This window comes from Roseovarius sp. MMSF_3359 (assembly GCF_030733385.1).
In the GTDB taxonomy this organism is placed as follows: Bacteria; Pseudomonadota; Alphaproteobacteria; order Rhodobacterales; family Rhodobacteraceae; genus Roseovarius.
This window is the reverse complement of the sequence record NZ_JASHJC010000002.1, coordinates 425856-448467: the sequence shown is the minus strand read 5'-3', so window position 1 is coordinate 448467 and position 22612 is coordinate 425856. Positions and strand designations below refer to the sequence as shown.

20 protein-coding genes are annotated in these 22612 nt (G+C 58.5%); 15 read left to right on the top strand and 5 right to left on the bottom strand.

Translation table 11 applies throughout. The annotated features are described in order from the left end of the window. The first annotated feature begins 80 nt into the window (after positions 1 to 80). Positions 81 to 809 carry a FadR/GntR family transcriptional regulator gene (locus RBB29_RS05045; RefSeq protein ID WP_306113083.1) on the top strand — a complete coding sequence of 243 codons (729 nt, stop codon included), beginning with the start codon at positions 81 to 83 and terminating at the stop codon, positions 807 to 809. Positions 810 to 878: 69 nt separating this feature from the next. On the opposite strand, the gene RBB29_RS05040 is transcribed toward RBB29_RS05045, so the two are convergent. Continuing rightward, the gene (locus tag RBB29_RS05040) at positions 879 to 1454 is read right to left on the bottom strand and encodes a DUF1523 family protein (protein ID WP_306113082.1); all 576 of its coding nucleotides are present in this window, start codon (positions 1452 to 1454) and stop codon (positions 879 to 881) included. A gap of 133 nt (positions 1455 to 1587) precedes the next feature. Here RBB29_RS05040 and RBB29_RS05035 point away from each other — a divergent pair, with 133 nt between their 5' ends. The 5 genes from RBB29_RS05035 to RBB29_RS05015 all read left to right on the top strand — a co-directional run bounded on the left by RBB29_RS05035 (position 1588) and on the right by RBB29_RS05015 (position 4870). Then, entirely contained in the window at positions 1588 to 2400 is an 813-nt protein-coding gene (locus tag RBB29_RS05035) for a cyclase family protein (protein WP_306113081.1), read from the top strand. Between the two features lie 73 nt (positions 2401 to 2473). Next, the gene (locus tag RBB29_RS05030) at positions 2474 to 3073 is read left to right on the top strand and encodes a TetR/AcrR family transcriptional regulator (protein ID WP_306113080.1); all 600 of its coding nucleotides are present in this window, start codon (positions 2474 to 2476) and stop codon (positions 3071 to 3073) included. An 89-nt stretch (positions 3074 to 3162) separates the two neighbouring features. Next, positions 3163 to 3837 (top strand): PspA/IM30 family protein, encoded by a 675-nt coding sequence (locus RBB29_RS05025; RefSeq protein ID WP_306113079.1) that lies wholly within the window; start codon positions 3163 to 3165, stop codon positions 3835 to 3837. Between the two features lie 36 nt (positions 3838 to 3873). After that, on the top strand, positions 3874 to 4164 hold the full coding sequence (locus tag RBB29_RS05020; protein ID WP_306113078.1) for a hypothetical protein: 291 nt from the start codon (positions 3874 to 3876) through the stop codon (positions 4162 to 4164). A gap of 172 nt (positions 4165 to 4336) precedes the next feature. After that, on the top strand, positions 4337 to 4870 hold the full coding sequence (locus RBB29_RS05015; protein WP_306121104.1) for a hypothetical protein: 534 nt from the start codon (positions 4337 to 4339) through the stop codon (positions 4868 to 4870). Positions 4871 to 4962: 92 nt separating this feature from the next. Here the strand turns inward: RBB29_RS05015 and RBB29_RS05010 are convergent, their stop codons facing one another. Further along, on the bottom strand, positions 4963 to 6153 hold the full coding sequence (locus tag RBB29_RS05010; RefSeq protein ID WP_306113096.1) for an aminopeptidase P family protein: 1191 nt from the start codon (positions 6151 to 6153) through the stop codon (positions 4963 to 4965). A gap of 209 nt (positions 6154 to 6362) precedes the next feature. On the opposite strand from RBB29_RS05010, the gene RBB29_RS05005 reads away from it, so the two are divergent. After that, on the top strand, positions 6363 to 7358 hold the full coding sequence (locus RBB29_RS05005) for a P1 family peptidase (RefSeq protein ID WP_306113076.1): 996 nt from the start codon (positions 6363 to 6365) through the stop codon (positions 7356 to 7358). Here the strand turns inward: RBB29_RS05005 and RBB29_RS05000 are convergent. Beyond that, entirely contained in the window at positions 7355 to 8143 is a 789-nt protein-coding gene (locus RBB29_RS05000) for an alpha/beta hydrolase (RefSeq protein ID WP_306113075.1), read from the bottom strand. The genes RBB29_RS05005 and RBB29_RS05000 overlap by 4 nt on opposite strands. 81 nt (positions 8144 to 8224) lie before the next feature. On the opposite strand from RBB29_RS05000, the gene RBB29_RS04995 reads away from it, so the two are divergent. From RBB29_RS04995 to RBB29_RS04975, 5 genes are all read left to right on the top strand, one after another. Then, a complete protein-coding gene (locus tag RBB29_RS04995; protein WP_306113074.1) occupies positions 8225 to 9697 on the top strand; it encodes an NAD-dependent succinate-semialdehyde dehydrogenase in 1473 nt (490 codons plus the stop codon). A 556-nt stretch (positions 9698 to 10253) separates the two neighbouring features. Then, positions 10254 to 13706: a hypothetical protein gene (locus RBB29_RS04990; protein WP_306113073.1), complete on the top strand. Its 3453-nt coding sequence runs from the start codon at positions 10254 to 10256 to the stop codon at positions 13704 to 13706. Continuing rightward, a complete protein-coding gene (locus RBB29_RS04985; protein ID WP_306113072.1) occupies positions 13699 to 14592 on the top strand; it encodes a hypothetical protein in 894 nt (297 codons plus the stop codon). Before RBB29_RS04990 ends, RBB29_RS04985 begins: the two co-directional genes overlap by 8 nt. Continuing rightward, positions 14593 to 15018: a hypothetical protein gene (locus RBB29_RS04980; protein ID WP_306113071.1), complete on the top strand. Its 426-nt coding sequence runs from the start codon at positions 14593 to 14595 to the stop codon at positions 15016 to 15018. It abuts the gene before it with no gap. Positions 15019 to 15039: 21 nt separating this feature from the next. After that, on the top strand, positions 15040 to 15621 hold the full coding sequence (locus RBB29_RS04975; RefSeq protein WP_306113070.1) for a hypothetical protein: 582 nt from the start codon (positions 15040 to 15042) through the stop codon (positions 15619 to 15621). Positions 15622 to 16077: 456 nt separating this feature from the next. On the opposite strand, the gene RBB29_RS04970 is transcribed toward RBB29_RS04975, so the two are convergent. After that, entirely contained in the window at positions 16078 to 17049 is a 972-nt protein-coding gene (locus RBB29_RS04970) for an asparaginase (protein ID WP_306113069.1), read from the bottom strand. 285 nt (positions 17050 to 17334) lie between these two features. On the opposite strand from RBB29_RS04970, the gene pnp reads away from it, so the two are divergent. Beyond that, positions 17335 to 19476 carry a polyribonucleotide nucleotidyltransferase gene (gene pnp, locus RBB29_RS04965; protein WP_306113068.1) on the top strand — a complete coding sequence of 714 codons (2142 nt, stop codon included), beginning with the start codon at positions 17335 to 17337 and terminating at the stop codon, positions 19474 to 19476. A gap of 141 nt (positions 19477 to 19617) precedes the next feature. Further along, positions 19618 to 20631, top strand: a complete 1014-nt coding sequence (locus tag RBB29_RS04960; protein ID WP_306113067.1) for an SGNH/GDSL hydrolase family protein — start codon at positions 19618 to 19620, stop codon at positions 20629 to 20631. A gap of 262 nt (positions 20632 to 20893) precedes the next feature. Here the strand turns inward: RBB29_RS04960 and RBB29_RS04955 are convergent, their stop codons facing one another. Next, positions 20894 to 21352, bottom strand: a complete 459-nt coding sequence (locus tag RBB29_RS04955; protein WP_306113066.1) for an Lrp/AsnC family transcriptional regulator — start codon at positions 21350 to 21352, stop codon at positions 20894 to 20896. Positions 21353 to 21493: 141 nt separating this feature from the next. On the opposite strand from RBB29_RS04955, the gene ald reads away from it, so the two are divergent. Then, entirely contained in the window at positions 21494 to 22612 is a 1119-nt protein-coding gene (gene ald / locus RBB29_RS04950) for an alanine dehydrogenase (protein ID WP_306113065.1), read from the top strand.

The window sequence follows — 22612 nt, the reverse complement described above, 5'->3', positions numbered from 1 at the left end:
ACCCCGTCGACGCCAACCGGCTTTCCGAACCGCCAGCGCCCCGCTATGATTGATCCGTAACCAAACCGGCCGGCATTGCGATGAACAAGAAAATTCAGGAGACCGCGGCGTCCATCACCGTATCGCAGCCCATCGGGGCGACGGTGCAGATCGTGGTTGATACGCTTTTTGCCCGTATCAAGGCCGAGGAATACCCGATCGACACGCGCCTGCCCTCGGAACGGACGCTTGCGTCGGAACTTGGCGTGGCGCGGAATACCGTGCGCGAGGCGCTTGATGTGCTGGAAAGTCAGCGGGTTATCCGCCGCCGGGCTGGGTCGGGCAGCTTTGTGACCTATCAGTCAAGTACGCCGCAGGGAGCGCCGGTTGGATCTGTTGCGGATGAGACAAGCCCGCTGGATCATCTGGTGGTCCGCGGTATTCTGGAGCCGGAGATGGTGCGCCTGGCCGTTGTGAACATGACGCCGCGGATGATCACGGAGCTGAGCGAAACCCTGTCGCAAATCGAAGCCATCCAGACCGATGTCGACCAGTTCATCGAGTTGGAAGAAAAGCTCTATACCCAGATCGCCGAGGGGACTGGCAATCCGCTTCTGGCGTCGTGTTACCAGCTGTCTATCGACACTTACCGCCAGAGTTTCCGCACCAAGCTCCGTCGCCGGAACCTGACCCCGAAACGCATTCAGGACTACCAGAAACGCTACAACACGCTCTTCAATGCGATCGCGTCACGTGACGTGGCCTCTGCGGTGGAGTTCATCAAACTGCACCTTGTCGAGGAGCAACAACTGCTCTTGCAGGAGTTCTAAGCCGCGCGCCTTTTCAGAGCTGCCCGCCCGTCGCGGTGTGGACGCTCGACGTTGCACGTCTGGGTAAACTCATCCCCATCCATCCGTCCATTCGTCGTATCGCGCCTCGATCTGGTTCTTGCGGAACCGGATCCAGCGGACACGGATGGCCCAGTAGGTCGCGAAAAGGAAGGTCAGCAGGCCGATGTTGAACCAGGGTATGATCCGGACATCCGGCCCCGAAACCTGCCACACGCCGACCGCATTGGGGAAGATCGACAGAAATTCGTTGCGCCACCCATAGTGCTTGATCACGACCCACTTGGGCGCTTCGGCGGTGGACTTCAGGTCCGCTGCTTCGGCCTGCAGGTTCGAGGTGTCGAACTTGAAATAGGGTGGCCACCCCCATCCGGTGTCTTCGTTGCGATAGACCATGACGCGATCATTCGTACGTTTCGATTGGATGAAAAACACATCGCGATTGAGGGCCGTCACATCGTTTCCAACATCCGCGCTGGACCAGAAAATCGAGTTTTCTCCGAAGTCTATCCGCTTTTCGTAGGTGTCCGTCACGCGGGCAATATCATGTTGCGGCAAGGTATAATGGAAAAAGGCAATGACCAGCAGCCAGAAGCAGACCCGGAACACCCATTTCACATATACCATTCATTTCCCCTATCTGACGCGCTTCCGGTTTCGGGTCGCAGCATGGCGATCTATCGCCCAAACGTGACTGGCCACAGCGGCAACCCATGCTAACCTTGCCTCATTCTATAACCGGAAACGATGGGAGAAAACCATGTGCGATATATGTGTGATGAACGCGGTCAAAGACAAGATGCTGTCGCGGCGTTCATTCTTCACCGCGAGTGCCGCCGCGGGGGCAGCGGCTGCATTGGGTACCGTCACGGCACCGCCGGCCATGGCAATGGGACACGGGACGGTGGAAGATCTGACGCATACCTATGATGCCGAGTTTCCGACCTATTTCGGTAAGCCCGGCATCGACATGAAGCAGGAATTCAACTTCGCCGACAATGGCTTCAACCTGTTTTCGATGTCGTTGAACGAACATACCGGCACGCATATCGACGCTCCGCTGCATTTCTCCGCCGATGGCGCCTCGGTTGACGAGATCCCGGTCACATCGCTTGTTGCCCCGCTTTGCGTCGTCGACATCGCCGCGCGCGCCGCCGAGGACGCGGATACGCAGCTTACTCCCGATGATCTCAAGGGCTGGATCGACGCGAACGGAGAAATCCCTGACAATGCCTGTGTCGCGCTTTATTCCGGGTGGGGGGCCAAGACCGGCGGTGACGGGTTCCGCAACTCCGACGGTGACAAGATGCATTTCCCCGGTTTCCATGTCGAGGCGGCGCAAATGCTTCTGGAAACCGGTGCGGGGTCGATCGCCAGCGATACGCTGTCGCTGGATCACGGCCCGTCGGCGGATTTCGCCACCCATTACGCCTGGCTTCCCACCGGCCGGTTCGGGATCGAGAACATCGCCAATCTCGACAAGATGCCCGCGAGCGGTGCCACCATCATGATCGGGGCGCCCAAACATCGCGGCGGATCCGGCGGCCCGGCGCGCATCTTCGGCATGGTGTGACCCGTGCCATGACCTTGGGTTTCGGCCCCGCCTTCTGTATATGACATGAACATGGTTCAGGAGGACGGGGCCGATGACCGGCAAGGTAAAACAGCGGCGCACGGAACTTCGGCAGCGCCTCATTGATATCGCCGAAGCCCGGATCGCCGAGGACGGCATGGCCGCGATCAAGGCGCGTGACCTGGCAAAGCGGGCGGATTGTGCCGTGGGCGCCATCTACAACGTCTTCGGTGACCTCAACGACATCATCATCGCGGTCAACGGGCGCACGTTCCAACGGATCGGGGCCGCCGTCGCAAAATCCCTTGAGGGACGCGAGGGTGATACTCCCACCGACAGGCTGATTGCGATGTCTTTGGCCTATCTCGACTTTGCCGCCGCCAATCCCAAAACCTGGCGCACGCTTTTTGATATCCGCATGTCGACCGAGATGGCCGTGCCGGATTGGTACATGTCAGAGCTGGGTCGCCTGTTCGGCTACATCGCGGGTCCGGTCAGCGAATGTTTCCCCGACATGTCCGACGACGAGGTGAACTTGATGACACGCGCGCTGTTTTCCTCGGTGCATGGTATTGTCCTTTTAGGTCTCGAAAACCGCATCTCGGGCGTGCCGGGGGATGAACTGGAGCGGATGATCGCGCTGGTATTGGTGCAGGCAACCGGAAACAAATAGTTTCTGAACATTGTTCAAAAATATTCTTGAACACAGTTCACGATTGCCTATCTTCCTGTCGTGAACGTTGTTCAAGAAGGAATGAAGATATGATTAGGACCTTTAGAACCCTCTTTGTCGGGGCCAGCGCCCGGGCGGAAGAAAGGGTCACCGATGCCTTTGCGCTTGAATTGATTGACCAGAAAATCCGCGAAACCGAAATGCACCTGAAGGCGGCCAAGGCAACGCTGGCGACACTGGTGCAGCGGCAACGGTCGGAAAAACGGCTGCTTGATGCCATCAGGGCGCGGTCGGAGTCCATGGCCCTGCGTGCTCGTGAGGCGCTGGATGCCGGTCGTGACGACATGGCCCGGCAGGCCGCCGAAGCCATCGCCACGATGGAGAACGAAGCCGCCTTGCGGCAGGAAACCCTCGACCGTCTTGAGACCCAGACGACCCGCCTGCGCGCCTCTGTCGAAGCTGCGCATCGCCGGATCATCGACCTCAAGCAGGGCGCCATTACCGCCCGTGCCATCCGCCGCGAGCAGCAGATGCAAACCCGTCTGAAGACAACGATCGGCAGCACTTCAAGCGCCGACGAGGCGCAGGAGTTGATTACCCGGGTGATCGGCGCGGACGATCCGTTCGAGCAGTCGCAAATCCTGTCGGAAATCAACGCCGACCTGAACCATGACAACCTTGAAGACCGGATGGCCGCCCGCGGCTTTGGCCCCTCTACCAAGGTGACAGCGCAGGACGTGCTGGCACGGCTCAAACAGGACTAAACCCCAACAAATTCTCTTATCTGAAAGGACATTGAAATGTATACGCACGAAAAACCCGACAACACCGTCATCATGCTCTTTAACCTCGCGGGCGTGGCCGCTGCCTATATCCTGCTGGGTTATTCGCTCTGGCTCTCGACGGACGTGCCGCTCTCGACCAAAGGGTTCTGGGGCATCGGCATCCTGCTCCTGACGCTCAGCCTGGTGAATTTCGTCAAATACCGCTTCGACAACCAGGCCCGCATCGACCGGATCAACCAGATCGAGGAAGCGCGCAACGAGAAGCTTCTAGAGGATTATGTCGGCGACACCAAAGACGCCGCATAACCCGATGGCGCAGCCACCCAAGCTCGGTGGCTGCGCCTTGTTCTCCCCTGCAAGAATTTAACACCCCTTACATTTCATTTTTACCATTAAAATCAACTACCTCACCATGTCAGAAAACCAATCCGAACCTCATGCCGCAGTCATCCCGCACGCAGAACTGCGTAGATGCTGGGTGAAATCGTCGCTCCTCATCTGGGTTGTCTCGTCGCTCGTCTACGCGTTTTTGATAGGACCCGAGGTGGCGCGGTCAGTTTCTGTCAGCCGGGCAACTTTCTTGCCGCTCGGATTTTGGGCACCGGCCGGCATGTTTGTCCCAAGCCTCGCGCTTGGGCTTCTGTTGGCCTGCTACATGCTTAACCCGCTTTCGCATTGGCGGCTGCTCCGCCCCACACGCGCGCGGGTGCTTGGTGCAATCGGTTTTTGGTTCTGGCTTCCGGTTGCGGCGATTGCCCTGATGCCGGTGGTGGCCGGATATATAAGCATCGTGTATTTTTCATATCATGCGAAACACAGCGACCATCTTATATTGGATTGGCAATTTGTTTCAACAATGTGCGGGGCGCTGATTGCCAGCTATGTCATCTCTTGCCTGCTAAGTTCCGCCTTACCTGAATGGCGGCGCAGAACATTGGCATACCTGTTGGCCTGGAGCGGTTTTTATTGGCTTACTTTCGCCACCGGTACGGCTGTGCGTTCATTTCTGTAACGGCGCTTTGCATTAAAATTGCAAGCTTGCCCGGCACGACAAGGGCGGCTCACATGAACCGCCCTTCTCAATCGCAATGGCTTGATTTCCGCTTATCCGACCACGTTGAATTCCGGCCCGTAGGGGTAGCCGGTGATGTTTTCGTTGCCGTCTTCGGTGATGACCAGCACGTCATGCTCACGGTAGCCGCCCGCGCCCGGTTGCCCATCGGCGATGGTGAGCATCGGTTCCATCGAGATCACCATGCCTGGTTCCAGAACCGTGTCGATGTCTTCGCGCAGTTCGAGGCCCGCCTCGCGGCCATAATAGTGGCTTAGAACACCGAAGGAGTGGCCATAGCCGAAGGTGCGGTATTGCAGCAGGTCACGCTCGGCAAAGAAGTCGTTGATCTTGTGCGTGACCTCGGCGCAACTCACTCCGGGCTTAAGGAGTGACATGCCGTACTCATGGGCCGCGACGTTTGCCTCCCAGATCTTCAGGCTGGCAGCATCTACCTCGCCCACGAACATAGTGCGCTCCAGCGCCACGTAATAGGCACTGACCATCGGGAAGGTGTTGAGGCTCAGGATGTCACCGCGTTGCAGGTGGCGCCCGGTGACCGGGTTATGCGCGCCATCGGTGTTGATGCCCGACTGGAACCAGACCCAGGTGTCGCGGTATTCCGCATCCGGGAAGACGCGGGCAATCTCGACCTCCATCGCGTCGCGACCGGCCATGGCCACGTCGATCTCGCGGGTGCCTTCGCGCACCGCGTCCTTGATCGCGTAGCCGCCCACATCGGCAATCGCCGTGCATTGACGGATCAGCGCGATTTCGGCCGCGGATTTGTGCATCCGTTGCGTCATCGTGTGGCCCGCAATATCCACGGTTTTGGACGGCTTCAGGAACGCCTCCAGCTTGCCCTTCTGCATCAGCGTCAGGTGATCACCCTCGTAGCCCACGACGCGGCCTTCGCCCGAGACCGACAGGATCGCGCGCCAGTAATTGTCGCGCTGCCAGTCGGTATAGGTGATGTTGTCGCAGAAGGAGCGCCGCCAGGGCTGGCCCGCGTCGATGCCTGCGCTGATCGTCACACATTCGGTCGCGGTTACGACGAGGCCATAGGGGCGGCCGAAGGCGCAATAGAGGAAACCTGAGTAATAGGCGATGTTGTGCATCGAGGTGAAGACGGCGGCATCGACGCCCGCCTGGGCCATGATGCGGCGCAGACCGGCAATACGCGCCTCGTATTCGGCGACGTCAAAGGCCAGAGGGGCCTTCTCACCGTTGTGAAAGCGGTACATTTCGGGGCGGGATGTCCCGCCGAATTGGGTGGATTCTGGATGTGCAGTCATAGTGACCCTCCTGAAAAGAAAGGTCCCGGCGTTCAGGACTGTTTGGGATATGTTGGGGCCTATGGGGCGACGCCATCGCTCCGACCTGCGCCCCTTCTTGCCGATCCTGCGCAATCTGGCAAGATGTTTTGCGACAAGTTGAGGGACGTTTTCAGATCATGAGTGCACAACCGGGACCATTGAACCTTATCACCGATATCGCGGGTCTGCGGGTCGGCAATGCGCAGGATGACGGGATCAGGACAGGGGTTACGGTCGTTGTCGGCGACGCGCCATTCACCGCCGGAGTGCATGTCATGGGCGGTGCCCCGGGGACACGCGAAACCGATCTTCTGGCGCCGGACAAGACGGTGGAACAGGTCGATGCGCTGGTGCTGTCAGGTGGATCGGCCTTCGGGCTTGATGCGGCCTCCGGTGTTGCAGACGGGTTGCGCGCGCAGGGTCGTGGCTTTGCCGTGGGCAATCAGCGCGTGCCGATCGTTCCGGGCGCGATCCTTTTTGATCTGCTGAATGGCGGTGACAAGGATTGGAGCGACAATCCCTATAAGCGGCTTGGGCAACAGGCACTTGATGGCGCCGCCCCAACCTTCGATCTCGGCAGCGTCGGCGCAGGGACGGGCGCAACTACCGCCAATCTGAAAGGAGGGCTTGGGTCGGCGTCGCTGCGCCTGCCGTCCGGCCAGATGGTCGGCGCACTGGTGGCCGTGAACGCGCTCGGATCGGCCATTGTTGGGGACGGACCGCATTTCTGGGCTGCACCGTTTGAGATGGGCGCAGAGTTCGGCGGCCTTGGACCGGCCACGACCTACCCGGATCTGCAAACGCCTTCAACGAAACGATTGCAGCATGCCAACACGACAATCGGCGTCGTCGCCACCGATACCACCCTGACACAGGCGCAATGCACACGGCTTGCGACCTCGGCCCATGACGGCTTTGCGCGGGCGCTCCTGCCATCGCATACCCCGATGGATGGCGATTTGATCTTTGCCGCGGCGACCGGGGACAAGCCACTTGCCGAGCCTGTCGCCGATACCTTGATGCTCGGCCACGCGGCGGCTACCTGCATGGCGCGCGCCATTGCCCGTGCCGTATTCCGCGCCCGCCCGGCAGACGGCGACACGCTCCCCTGTTGGTCAGACCTGCACGGTTAGGAGAGCAAGCGCCGAACCATCGAACTGTCGGGATATTTGAGCGCATCAATCACGTCGAAATGGTGCCGACCCTCCTCGACCACATGCGCAGCGTTCCATGCCTCGGCCAGCCACCGCGCCTGATCGAGAAACACCGGGCGCTCATCGCAGCCCACCCAGACCGTGACCGGCACATCAAGTGGCTTCATCAGGGCCGGGCTTTCGGCCTTGGCCGATGCCTCATCCAGCCGGAAGTCGGCATTCATCGAGGTGTTGACAAGCGGGCGCAGGTCCGAGACCGGGGAGATCGGCATGACATGCTCAATGCGTTCAAACACATGCGGAGGCAGTGCCCCCTCAACGCACATCCGCGCCACAAGGTGGCCCCCCGCCGAATGGCCGGCAAGGCGGATCGGTCCTGCAACCCGCTCCGACAGAGCTTCGATGGCATCGGCAATCTGACAGGTGATATCGGCGATCCGAACCTGCGGGCAGAGGTCATAGGATGGCATGGCGACGGTCCAGCCCCGTGCCAACAGCCCTTCGGCAAAATGAGACCAGAAAGTCCGATGAAATTTCAGCCAATAGCCTCCATGCACGAAGACACAAAGCCCTAGTGATGCGCCTTCGGGAGTGAATAGGTCAAAGCGCGCCCGGTCCGATGTGCCGTAGGCCACACCGAGCTCTGCGCTACCCACGCCGCTCAGCTTGCTGCGAAAAGCCTCCGCCTCCGCGGCCCACCTGTCTGGATAGGCCTCGGCTCCCGGGATGTAAGGTGCGTTGGCATAGGCATCGTCCCAATCCATACGTGTAACTCCCCTGCGGTACTGGACAAGCCTAGCGCAAGATGCTTTGGCTGTGCGAGACCAATTTCGGAGGAAACCGCCATGACCGACACCAATTTGAAATCGCTGCTGAAGGATCCGTCACTGCTGGCTGAAAAGGCCTATTCCGGTGGCGAATGGGTGGATGGCGACGGTGGCACTTTCGACGTGACCAACCCGGCGCGCGGCGACGTGATCGCCAAGGTGGCCGACATGTCGCGTGCGCAGGTGGGCGAGACCATCGCCGCCGCCGAAGCCGCGCAGAAGGATTGGGCGAGTTGGACCGGCAAGGAACGCGCCGCGGTGCTGCGCAAGTGGTTCGACCTGATGATGGAAAACGCCGATGATCTGGCCACCATCCTGACCGCCGAGCAAGGCAAGCCGCTGGCCGAGGCCAAAGGAGAGATCGGCTATGGCGCGTCCTTTATCGAGTTTTTCGCCGAAGAGGCTAAGCGCATCTATGGTGAGACCATCCCCGGCCATCAGCGCGACAAACGCATCACCGTCATCAAGCAGCCCATCGGTGTGGCCGCGTCGATCACACCGTGGAATTTCCCGAACGCGATGATCACGCGCAAGGCCGCCCCGGCGCTGGCGGCGGGCTGTGCTTTTGTTGGACGTCCGGCGGCAGAAACGCCTTTGTCGGCAACGGTGATGGGTGTTCTGGCCGAACGCGCGGGCATCCCCAAGGGTGTGTTCAACATTGTGACATCCTCGCGCTCATCGGATGTGGGCAAGGAATTCTGCGAAAACCCGGCCGTGCGCAAGCTGACCTTCACAGGCTCGACCGAAGTGGGCCGCATCCTCTTGCGCCAGGCCGCCGACAGCGTGATGAAATGCTCGATGGAGCTGGGCGGCAACGCGCCATTCATCGTGTTCGACGACGCCGATCTCGATGCCGCCGTCGAGGGCGCGATCATGTGCAAGTTCCGCAACAATGGTCAGACCTGCGTCTGCGCCAACCGGATCTATGTGCAGGCCGGGGTCTATGATGCCTTCGCTGCCAAGCTGAAGGAAAAGGTCAGCCAGATGAAGATCGGCGACGGCATGGAGGACGGCACCGCCCTTGGGCCGCTCATCAACGCTGATGCCATCGACAAGGTGCAGGAACATGTGGCCGATGCGACATCAAAAGGCGCCGAGGTGATCTTGGGCGGGGGTGAGCCGATGGAAGGCAGCGGTTACTTCCTGCCGCCGACGATCGTGGTCGGCTGTACGCAGGACATGCAGGTTGCCACGGACGAGACCTTCGGCCCCTTCGCGCCGCTCTTCAAGTTCGAGAACGAAGATGACGTGATCGCCATGGCCAATGACACGATCTTTGGTCTGGCCAGCTATTTCTACGCCAAGGATCTGAGTCGCGTCTACAAGGTGGCCGAGGCGCTGGAATATGGCATCGTCGGTGTTAACACCGGCATCATCTCGACCGAGGTCGCGCCCTTCGGTGGGGTCAAGCAATCCGGCCTCGGTCGCGAAGGCAGCCATCACGGGATCGAAGATTACCTTGAGATGAAGTACATCTGCATGTCAGTTTGATACCCCCTCAAAAACAGTAGAAGGCGCCAGGAGAAGTCCCGGCGCCTTTTTTGCATGTCCAATCCGTTAAGTGCCTACTTAGAGCCCAAAGCAGAAACGATAATATCTCGCCGTGCGGGTTCACAGAGCAAAACATGCCGCAGGTGCGAAACCAAGGTGCCGCTGTACAACGGAAATATCGGCCATTCATGCATTCTGCAGCGAGAATTGCGGGGGAAATTACCAAGTCGCGGGACAAGGGAGCAATTTTCTTTCAGTATCTCAAGGACCGCTGTCGTGAGTGAGTATCGCGCTGCTGTAGTATTCTCGGTACCAATCTGTTCCTCGAATTTTCCCGCTCTGCGTGTGCGCTACAGAATTGTTGCTACATTGGAAAGGCGATCCGCGTAGCACCACGGCTCTAGAAGTCATCGCTCAGGATGGGCGCAGCATGATAGAGAACACTCTGAAAGAAATGAAGAAATACAGCGGGTGCTAAAGAAATCGCGAAACTGTTTTCAGAATCTGCATTTTTGGGTTAGAATGCTCGTATTGATTGAAGAGATTTGGTGTCGCTATGTTCAAGAATTTTTTTTCAGCGTTGCTGTTGGCGGTTTTGATTTCCTTTAGCGGAGTAGTTCAAGCACAGGCTATTTTGAAAGACGGCATTACATTTGCACAAGGCTTCCGAGAGGCAGAACCATTCCTAGTGCAAGACGTTGTCGTGTCTGCGCCAACGGAGCCACAAGCCAAGAGAATTTTCTTGTTGACCGAACCTCCAGCTGATGCTTTCGCACGCCGCGAAATCTGGATTCCAAAGATATTTGGAGACTTGCTGCTCGGCCATACAACCTACGAGCACGGTATCGGATTTGATGGCTTCGTGCGCGATATCGTCATCGAGAGTGCGGCGCTTGATGCCCAAGATATGACTCGGATCATCGAGAAGATACATGAGGAGTTCTTTGGCACGGGTTACAAAGCGGCTTACCGAGTATTCGATCCTAAGAGTTGGAACAAGAACCGCAGTGGGCCGAGGCGCGTCGGTCCAGAAAACCTAGAGGTGAGCGCGGCATCAATGAATGAATGGCTCTTTGGTGAGAATGCCGTGGCGTTCTCATCTGACCCGCTCGATACAGATGCGCCTTTGACGGACGCTGAAAGGGCGATCTCTTTGAACAAAGAGCAGGTTGGGGTTTATTATAGCGATCCGGCGGGCCTTGTTGTCTTGGTTGTGCCGCGCCAGAAAGAATTGAACGACGCGATCGCGAGCATGCGGCGCTTTGTGGTGGATACAGATACCCTTTTGGGGGCCGCAGTCGGCGGGGCGAACAGCCAGTGGCTGATGTTTGTCGGCAGAGAGCGAACAACTGGCATGCCAAACATGCCGCCACTAAGACTGGATACGATTTTCACATTGGCGGCTGGCCAGAGTAAGAATCTTGCCCAAAGCTATCAACGCACAGCGCCGTTTGCAGGCCAGATTACAGATCCCGATCTATTGACGACGTTGCACTCGTCCCAAAACGTTGAAGCATTTGAGGCCAAATTCCTTGAGTCCTCTGATCGGGCGCAAGATCCGCTTGGACTCGCCGGGATGTGGGATTATTTGCATGCAGTCTCGATGACGGTCGATTGGGCACCGATACTGCTGAGCCGCGAGTTGACCCATACGGAGTACGGTCAGTTGCTAAACATCACGGACCAGATGCTCAAGGGGTGGTCCAGCGCCAATCGTATAAATTATGTCGCCTTTCCATACCCCAAACCCTTTGGGAACCCGGATGCTGACAGCCTTCATAGTCGTCTTCAGCGCGAGATGAACCAGAATTTCAGCCAACTCACCTTCAACTGGAATACAGCCGGTTTTGGGTCTTGGGCAGAGTTTGGTGAGGTCAAGATCTTCACGATGTTCAGAACTGGCGCGCTGCCGACATCCTACTTTCCAGATGATGGAAGTTTCGAGATAGACGGGGCCGCGGAAAACATCATCAAGGCAGCGGAAAACGATTACTGGGATTTCTTTTCAGGACTGCGTGATCCCTACTTGGCTCGCGCCGCCCAATACGCAGCTTTGCACATTATTTTCCAAGCCTATCCTGTTCAGGCAGTGCGGACCGAACCGCTGGTTGGGCAAACCGCTTATGAGAGTCGGTGGAACGCGTACATTGAGACGGTGGAGGCCGCTCTTGTAAACATGCAGCGGTACAATGGCGCCGAGACCGGCTCTGTCGACAATGCACTTGGGCTCGATCTGGGCAGCGATCACCACTGCTTTCGACAAGTGCTTGAACCAGAAGACCAGACAACGGTAGCGCTTGTGCAGCGGTTGAAGAAAGCCGCCGTGCGACTTGGCGGCACTAAGAAGTTGGCGACGCTGATCTCCTATCCAGAGCAAGTCTACACTGAATTCTATGATGATGTGGATAGATACAATGCGCGGGCCGAAATTTTGGACGCGGAAATCGATCAGTTCAACGACATGGTTGATCGTTGCAATCGCACACAAACATGTTCGACGACCAGGATCGAACGCGCGCGAGACACCTTGATGTCCAAACAAAATGCTCTTGAAGCAGAGGAACAAAGGCTCGAGGATCGTTATACGCAGCTTCAAAGTGCAAGTGATCTGTCCAACGAGTTGAGGAGCAGGATCCCTGACTTTGGAGAGTGCGATGCGGCATGGGCAGCCGTAGTCGAAGGCGTGCCGCCCGTGGCCGACGCTGTGTACAAGACGCCCGGCATCGTGATTTCCAACGACGCTTATGACTTTGGTTCTGTCGGCGGACACAATCTGGATGGGCGGGCTGTGCGCGTCGTTCCAGACACCAAAGTCACCAAAGGGACTGTTTCGATTGATGCCGAAAATGGGGTCATCCGGCTCAATCCGGCGGAAATGGGAAACGCCCACACGGTCGCTCGGACGTTTGAACGCGACTTCAGACGCTTTGTGTCAGAGGGCCCGCAATTTCAACGCAAAGTTATTCGGCGCGTGGAAGCCGCGCTTGCGCATGATACACGTGCAATCAAGGCGTTCGACACTCTTGCATTGCAGCGCAGTGGCCGCCCATTTTCTGCGGAACGCGGGCTTCGAACGGTCCCAGAAGACGTATCGACGGCACCGGCCAATTCATCGCATGTTTTTGTGCGCTCGCAAGCGGTCGCACTTGACGCACGCAAGGCCGAAGAACTGGCAACGTTGCTGAACGGCGATACTGCGGCTGCGGCCGTTCGAACACTGGAGAACGGTACGATCGAGCTGTCCTGGCCCGGAGGCAAACCACCAGTCGCCATTCTCACCAGGAACCAAGCGGATTTGCCCCGCGCCATCGAAGAGATCGTTGCACATGTTGCGAACAGCAATGCAACTCCAAACGGCACATTGCGCATTGTCAACATCGACGGTGCTTTGTCTCTGCGGGACATGACCGCAATCAAATACTCAGGTGTTGGACGTCCGACGGCCGGTAGTGGCGGTGGCATGGGTTTGCCCCCCGGTGGCGGCACGCGTGTCGCGGCGGCAAGCGATGGTGGCAATCGCGGCGGCGGTTTCTTTTTCCGCCGTTTCGCAACCGGAAAGAAAATCGCTGTTGGCTTCTTTAAACGCCAAGGGGATGCGGCCAAAAAGCTTCTGCGCACTGATTTTGATTGGGCAAACGCAGAAGTAAGTACAATTGCCTTGCGCAATCTTCCTGGCGACGGGGGATATCTAGCGACGTCAATTCGCATCTCGTACAAATCGGCGGAGTCTGGACAACCTTTGCTGGCACGGCTTAGGGCTTTTCTGCCTGGTCGAAAACCGACGGATGCCGATGCCGCCGCCCTAAGAAAGGCGATCGAAATGGCGCGATCCAACCCCGAAGAACTGCCCCTTTGGCAACAACTTGAAGCAATCCGGTTGGAATTCGGAGCCAACATTGATCCATCGGATGCACCCCGCCTTTTATGGCGAATGCAAGATACGGTTGATGATTTCTACGTTGTCGAAAACGATCAGGCGATGCCCCCGGCGCAAACACGAAATGGATAGCCTTTTTCACAAACCAGTTGGGCCGGAAGACCTGGCATTGGTGGTTGGTTTGCCACTGGATGACGCGACCTTCACCGCTGATGTCACGTTCAGAAGGGAGGTGCCGACAGACGGGCGCGGTGATTTCGCGGCAACCCAAGTTGGGAGCAATTGCAGCGCAGTGACACACCTTGCCAGACAACATGCGCGGTTGATGGAGGATCTGGTTGGGACGGCTCGACGTGCCGGCTTGCCTGAAGACAGGCTGTTCGATCAGGCCGACTTGGACGGTTTCAACAATGCGTTTGAATGTGGTGCGCAGGTGATCATCTTCCTTGCCCATTGGCGGCAAGCACCGCTGTCGCGGTGGGATTTCGACGATGAAGCGATTGCTGCTGTTCTCGAACATATCAGATCCGGCTCTGACGGCGTTATGGATCGGCTGCGGGCGTTTTGGCCTGCAGGTGTTGACTTTAGCGCGCCGATCAGAGCCTCGGAACTTGCGGATATCATAAACGATTTCATCGAGCATTTCGCGGCTGGGAACGAAGAAGATGTCAGCGTCGTTCGCGATGCCCTGGATGCTTCTCTGCGTTTCATCGCACCGGGGAACGCCATCGAGTTTCGTGATGGTGTTCACAAAGCAGATACGCTTGCCGCCGAAGTCCCAGATAACTGGTCCGGCATTATTGATTTGGGTGTATGCCATTCTCTTGCGCTCGCCCAAACTCTTAAAGGCGATCGCGACGACCGATACATCATTGCGAACCGTGACCAGAAGTTCTTGGACCGCATCGTTCCAGAGCTGCGCGAGTTGTGCCTGCGACTTCAGCGCTCACACCAACCTTACATCCCACTTAGATCGCGCTTGTCGCGCGAATACGGTCGGATGATTCTGGAGGCGTAGATGGCAAACCCAAAACACATTGCCCCACGGCTCAGACGTACACTCGCTGAGGTTATTAGCCCGGTACGTGCGCTCGGTGGTGATGCGCCTTCAAAGCAAGTCAGCACTTTAAGAGATCGACTATTTGACGAAGCGTCCCGGGCGACTCGCGTTTACAATGTCGTCTTGGCTATGACCCTCGCGGTCTTTGTGCTGATGTTATACCTGCTTGCGGTTAATGCGAGCCAACCTCAGTCATTTATTGCCATTTCGGGAGCGGCGGGCGTTTCGATCACCGGGTTAATCTGGCTTGCGATGCGAAGTGCGCGCGAAAGTACCCAAGCCATGCTGTTGATTTTGATTGTCGAGCAGTTGCCGAGTGAAGACGCGCTTGCAGCGCTTCAGGCCGTTTTGTCCGGTCAAGCTGGTATACCAAAAACGGGCTAGTCAACTTTTGGGAGTGTTCAGATGACTTTATTGAATTGGGTTCTTGGCGGTTTGGTTGTCGGCGTCGGTGCGATGTCCATCTACAATGGCACACGCCTCGCCGAGATGCAGGAGCAAGTAGTCGCGTCAGAAACAATTATCGCGGCTATTTCGCAGGATTTGGAAGAGCTAGAAAGTGAACAGCAACTGCAGACCAAAAAGGTTTCTGCTATTGGAGAACCCGATGACATCGCCCGGGTGATCGTCGAAGAAGAGTTCTCAGGGTTGGTCGCGGCAGTTGCGCAAAACTTGATGTTGGATCCCGAGAAAGTGGCTAAGCTAACCGGACCCGAGGGGCCTTCTCCCGATACCGATGCTTTGGTCGTGGAGTTCCTGGATGGAGGAATCGCAGAAAAAGTTGCCAATCTGATCTGGGAAGACCGGTACAAGGAACTGGCCGTTATGCCCGAGGTTTTGGCGAGCGTGGCCCAGGAGGTTTACCGGATTTATGGGGATGAATTGCGTGGCAAGGACGGGGCTTCAGCCGAGCCGGACGTTGTCGCGCGGGCACTCGCGCTCGATCCGGAGTTTCAGTTACTGTTGAGTCTAGAGTTGGCTGAGTAGTAGTTTCCTTCGGGTGGATTGCGCGAATTGGCATGATGCTGCAAGGACTCCTTTACGTTGAGACGAGCCCGAAGTACCCGGCCACAGCCAAGCGGGTGAAACTGTCTTCCCGGGCATACTGCATGTGGCTTTGTTCTAAAGATCACGTGCTCCGGGGGTGCTGCTATATAAAATGTTATTGGAAACTCTGGACACAAACAAATTGTAAGCGAATGTCCTTTGGGCGGTCACCAAAGCATAACTCTAGTCTGTAGGAAGTTCTGCACCTTGTGCGTTTGTGCTGCGCGCTGCGAATTATCGATTTGGGACTCGTACAAAGCAGTGCCGGTGAATGGCCGGAAATGAGTAATCCGCCGCACTGCCGCGGAACTCACGCCGCGATTACGAATTGATGCTGCGACAGCAAAGGTTGCACGAGCAAAAGGCGGCTCTGTCCGCAAACCAGCCTTTCCCTTTCTAAGCCACCGACGGGTTTAGTTCACCGCACAGTGGGTCAGAGAGAAACTGCCGCCGCGCCATCGCATCGCCACTTTCACTCAACGCCATGATCATCTTGGCATATCCTGCTTCCATCGTCATGTCGCGCCCATCGACCGCGTTGTAGCGGGCGAGGATGGCACCGGCGGCGTAGGTCCCCAGGGCAATGCCGCCTTCAGGGCACTGGCTCACTGCCAACACGGGCACACCGCGCGCGTCGGCAATCCGGAGTGCTTCTTCGGTATTCGGCGTGTTGGGGATGGTCCCCGAGCCGAAACAGCGTAAGACCATCCCGTCGCAGGTCTGAGCGGCATGCAGAAGCAGGTTGCCTGCCCCGCCGGGTACCACCGGCAGCACCGCAACATCGGGCGACCCGAAGGTATGACGGACCAACCCGAATTCGCCTCTTCGCCGGGGCGGCGCTTCGCTTGGCACCTCGGCAAAGGCATCGAAGGAGTGCGAATGCGTCTTTCGAATTCGGCCACCATGCAGCAGCCGTCCGGCAAATTGCACCCACACGCCCGATGGCGCAGCAACCACCGCCGCAAGCGCCTCCGACAGGTTGCGCGCACCGTCATTGCCCGGCTCGGTCAGGGGCAGCATGGATCCCGTCAGGATCACTGGTTTTGCCAAGCCCTCCAGTGCCAGGGTCAGTGCCGCCGCCGTAAAGGCAAGCGTGTCCGTGCCATGGGTCACGACGAACCCGTCCGCGGCGCCGTATCCAGTGACGATGGTCTCGGCGATCCGGTTCCAGTCCTGCGGTGTGGCGTTTGCACTGTCGATCAGCGGCTCCAACGCGACGATCTCAATGCTCAGGGCCGCATGTTCATTCAAAAGAAGCCGGGATATTTCAGCCTCAACCACCCCCTTGGCCGGGGTGAACCCGTCGCCCGAGCGGATCATGCCGATGGTACCGCCGGTATGGATCAGCAGGATGTGTTTTTCAGCCATTGATTTTTCTCCGGAGACGTGTCGGATGTTGGCGATAGCATGGTGGCGATGCCGATAACAGTGTCATGGCTCCCGCAGGGTTGCTTGCCGCCGGGTGGAAACTACTGGCAATTGTCATCATGGCTTCCAATACGGGCGAAACTCATGTATGGCCCGCTGCATCTGAGACGTGATGCCTTTTGACCCCGGGCGCATGGACTAGGATTGGGGTCGGCGGCAATGGGGCCGCCAATGAAACGGGAGACCCGGGATACGCCTGGGAGTGCTCTCAACTAGGATGTAAAAATGTTTGATATCTCAACGAAATCAATTCAGTGGGGGGAAGAAACCCTGACACTGGAAACGGGCAAGGTTGCCCGTCAGGCGGATGGATCGGTCATCGCGACACTGGGCGAGACCAGCGTCATGGCCAACGTGACCTTCGCCAAGGCACCGAAACCGGGCATGGATTTCTTCCCGCTGACGGTCCACTACCAGGAAAAATACTACGCGGCCGGTAAGGTTCCCGGCGGGTTCTTCAAGCGCGAGGCGCGCCCGACCGAAAAAGAAACCCTGACCGCGCGTCTGATCGACCGTCCGATCCGTCCGCTCTTTGTGCCGGGCTTCAAAAACGAAGTGCTGGTCATGTGTACGGTCCTCAGTCACGATCTGGTCAATGACCCCGACATGGTGGCGATGATTGCGGCCTCCGCGGCGCTGACCATTTCCGGCGCACCGTTCCGCGGCCCGATCGCGGGCTGCCGCGTGGGCTTTGAGGACGGCGAATACGTCCTGAACCCGACCGTTGATGACATGCACGAGCTGCGCAACAACCCCGATCAGCGTCTTGATCTGGTTGTCGCTGGCACCAAGGACGCGGTCATGATGGTCGAATCCGAGGCATATGAGCTGACCGAAGACGAAATGCTCGGCGCCGTGACCTTCGCCCATGAGCAGATCCAGCCGGTCATCGACCTCATCATCTCGCTGGCCGAAGAAGCCGCGAAAGAGCCGTTCGACTTCCAGCCGCCGGATTACTCGGACCTCTACGAGGCCGTGAAAGCCGCCGGTGAAAAGCAGATGCGCGATGCTTTCGCCATCACCGACAAGCAGGAACGCACCGCCGCCGTATCTGCCGCACGCGAGGCGATCAAGGAAGCCCTGAGCGAAGAGCAATTGGAAGATGCGAACCTCAGCTCGGCGCTGAAGAAGCTCGAAGCGGGCATCCTGCGCGGTGACGTGGTAAAAACCGGCAAGCGGATTGATGGCCGTGCGCTTGACACCGTGCGCCCGATCGTTTGCGAAACCGGCCTTCTGCCGCGGACCCATGGCTCGGCGCTGTTTACACGTGGCGAGACACAGGGTCTCGTGGTCACGACGCTCGGCACCGGCGACGATGAGCAATTCATCGACGCGCTGCATGGCAATTTCAAATCGAACTTCCTGCTGCACTACAACTTCCCGCCCTATTCGGTCGGTGAAGCCGGTCGCGTGGGCCCTCCGGGTCGCCGCGAGATTGGCCACGGCAAACTGGCGTGGCGGGCGTTGCAGGCGGTTCTGCCCGCGGCAACTGACTTCCCCTACACCGTGCGGGTTGTGTCCGAGATCACCGAATCCAACGGCTCGTCCTCGATGGCGTCGGTCTGCGGCGGGTCCCTGTCGATGATGGATGCGGGTGTGCCGCTCAAGGCGCCGGTGGCCGGTGTGGCCATGGGTCTGATCCTCGAAGAGGACGGTGACTATGCGGTCCTGACCGATATCCTGGGTGACGAAGATCACCTTGGGGACATGGACTTCAAGGTGGCCGGTACCGAAAAGGGCATCACCTCGCTGCAGATGGACATCAAGGTCGCGGGCATCACGCCCGAGATCATGAAAACCGCCCTGGCACAGGCCAAGGAAGGCCGTCTGCATATTCTGGGTGAGATGTCGAAAGCCCTTACTGAGGCGGGCGATTTCTCGGTCCATGCACCGCGGATCGAAACCATGCAGATCCCCACCGACAAGATCCGTGAAGTCATCGGATCGGGCGGCAAGGTCATCCGTGAGATCGTCGAAGTGTCGGGCGCCAAGGTCGATATCAACGACGAGGGCACCATCAAGATCGCTTCGCCCAATGGCGACTCGATCCAGAAGGCCTATGACATGATCCACGCGATCGTGGCCGAACCCGAGGAAGGGGCCATCTATACCGGCACCGTCGTGAAGATCGTCGATTTCGGCGCCTTCGTGAACTTCTTCGGCAAGCGCGACGGCCTCGTTCACGTCAGCCAGATCGAAAACCGCCGCCTGAACCATCCGTCGGATGTGCTGAAGGAAGGTCAGGAAGTGAAAGTCAAACTTCTGGGCTTCGATGACCGCGGCAAGGTGCGCCTGTCGATGAAAGTCGTCGACCAGGAGACCGGCGAAGAGGTCAAGGCCGAGAAGAAAGAAAAAGACGACGCCTGATAGCGGTTACGTTGAAACGAAAGGCCCCGGTGGAAACGCCGGGGCCTTTTTCGTGTGACGTAACGTCTTTTCGCAAAACCTTGGCCAAACGCGGCGGCACCACGTTAACTCTCTTCGATTCTATCTCGCGGGAGGAGGGCGATGATGAAGGTTTTGTACGCGGCCGCAATGGCGGTCGGACTGAGCGGCGCAGCGCATGCGGCCAGTTTCACGGATATCTATACGGGGTTCTACAGCTTCGGTGACAGCCTGAGCGACGACGGGAAGTTCACCCAGCTGGATCCGCCGAGTTTTGGTGGACGCTTCTCGAACGGTCTGGTCTGGGCCGAACGGATCGAAGACCAGTTCATCGCGGCGGGTCATGACACTGGCAATCTGGCGCTTGGTGGCGCGACGGCGACCGGTTTCAATCCTGCGGTGCCGCTGTCGACCTTTGCGGGGCAGGTCGCCACCTTCTCCGGTGCAATTGCGGGTGGTTTTGGTTTGCCGACGCGGGTGTTGCCCAGCGTGGAAACAAAGCCGGACGCACCGGCCCCCGGCACGAACCCACTGTTGTCGGTCTGGTTCGGGGCAAATGATATCTTTCAGGGCTTCAGCCCGATTGATGCCGCCAACGCGGTGGCCGATGGCATTCGTAACCTCAACAAGATCAACCCGGGCGTGTTCGACGACTTCCTGGTCGTGAACCTGCCGGATATCGGCGCCAGCCCAGCATTCTCCGGCGATGCAGCCAAGGATGCGACGAAGGCGTCGAAGCTGTTCAACTGGCAACTGGCGATGAATGTGCTCGATCTCGAAAACGAGGGCATCAACATCATCGGATTTCAGCCCAACCGGATCCTGAGCAGGATCATCGAGGATGTGGAAACGGGCCAGTTCAGCTATGGCATCTTCGATGTCACGACGCCCTGCACGCTGAGCGTCGGCGCGCCGCTGAACCCCGATGTGACCAACCCTGGCAGTTGCCTGGATTTCGGCACCGATCCCAATACGCTGCTCTTTGTTGACGGGGTTCATCCGAACGCAAAAGCGCATGAACTATTTGCCGAAGCCGTTGGGACTAAGCTCTCGTCCGTGCCGGTCCCGGCGGGGCTTCCGCTCTTGTTGAGCGCACTGGCCGGTCTGGGCTTCGCCGCACGTCGCCGCAGCGCCTGAGCCGTACCATAAACCTTCTCAAAAAGCCCCGGATTGTGCGGGGCTTTTTTTGCACGCGCGGCCGAAGGTAAGGATTTCCTTACGGGGCGCGTTGGTTGTTTTTTCCCCATGAAACCATCGCCGCCACCCCGCATATTGCAGGTGTAACAAGTTGAGGCGCAAGCCTTTGGGGGTCAACAGTAAGGGTGCACAAATCCACTGCTCACGGAAGAGGATGTGCATGAGGGGGCCTCGGTGACGTCACCGGGGCCTCTTTGGTTTTTTAGACCGGCAAGGCGGTTGTCTTGAAAACGGTTCGCAATGCAAAACTCGACTGCATCTTGGCGACGCCGGGCAGCCGGGTCAGGTATTGCCGGTGTATCCGCGCAAAATCTTCGGTATCTTCCGCCACGACCTTGAGGATGTAATCAGCCGCCCCCGCGGTCAGATGGCATTCAAGCACATCGGGGATCCGCTGCACTGCCTTCTCGAAGGCTTCCAGAACATCGTCGGCCTGCGTGGACAAGGTGATCTCGACAAAGATCGTCGCAGGCACCCCCATCTTGCGCGCATCCAGAAGGGCCACGTAGTTGCGGATAAACCCTTCGGCCTCCAGCCGTTGCACGCGGCGGTGGCAGGCGCTGGCCGACAGGTTGACCTTCTCCGCCAGGTCCGCGTTGGAGATTCTACCACGCCGTTGCAATTCACCAAGCAGGCGACGATCAATCGGGTCCAGGGACATTTGCGCAAGACCTTTCGCATAAAGATGTCAATCATCGAATAATATTCGGAACTTTCCCGGTTTGGCGAGGGGGAATTCAAGCTAATTGCGCCAAAGCTGCGCCAATATGATCAAAACTCTGGGATGAAGAGGAGACTTGCCATGAAGATCGGATGCCCAACCGAGATCAAACCACAGGAATTCCGCGTCGGGATGACGCCCAATGCCGCGCAGGAAGCCGTCGGCCACGGTCACGAGGTCATTATTCAGGCCGGCGCCGGCAAGGGCGCGGGGTTTGAGGACGCGGACTATGTGGCGGCCGGGGCGGCCATCATCGACACCGCTGAAGAGATTTTCGCGACCGCCGATATGATCGTGAAGGTCAAGGAGCCGCAGGCGGGTGAGCGCAAGATGCTGCGCGAGGGGCAGCTTCTTTTCACCTATCTTCACCTGGCACCTGATCCCGCGCAGACCAAGGACCTGCTGGAAAGCGGCTGTACCGCGATCGCCTATGAAACGGTGACCGACGATCGTGGTGGCCTGCCGCTCCTCGCGCCGATGTCCGAGGTTGCGGGACGCCTGGCGCCGCAGGTTGGTGCCTGGACCCTGCAAAAGGCCAATGGCGGTCGCGGCGTGTTGATGGGCGGCGTCCCAGGCGTTGGCCCGGCCCGCGTTCTGGTGATCGGTGGTGGTGTCGTGGGGACACATGCCGCCAAGATCGCGGCGGGTATGGGCGCAGATGTGACCGTGCTGGACCGGTCGCTGCCACGTCTGCGCTATCTCGATGACGTCTTCGGCGGCACGTTCCGCACTGGCTATTCCTCGGCGGGTCTTCTGGCCGAGCACCTGACGGAGGCCGACATGGTCATCGGCGCGGTTTTGATCCCGGGAGCCGAGGCACCGAAACTGGTCCGCCGTGAGCAATTTGCCAGCATGAAGCCGGGTGCGGCGCTTGTTGACGTGGCGATTGACCAGGGTGGCTGCTTCGAGACCTCCAAGGCCACGACCCATGCCGACCCGATCTATGACGTTGACGGCATTATGCATTACTGCGTCGCCAACATGCCGGGCGCGGTTGCGCGCACATCCACCATCGCACTTGGCAACGCCACGATGCCCTTCATGCTGTCGCTGGCCGACAAGGGATGGAAACAGGCCTGCGCCGATGACAAGCACCTGTTGAACGGCCTGAACGTCCATGCCGGTCAACTGACCTACTACGCGGTCGGCAAGGCGCTTGGTATCGACGTGATCTCACCCGAAAAGGTGATCAAGAGCTAA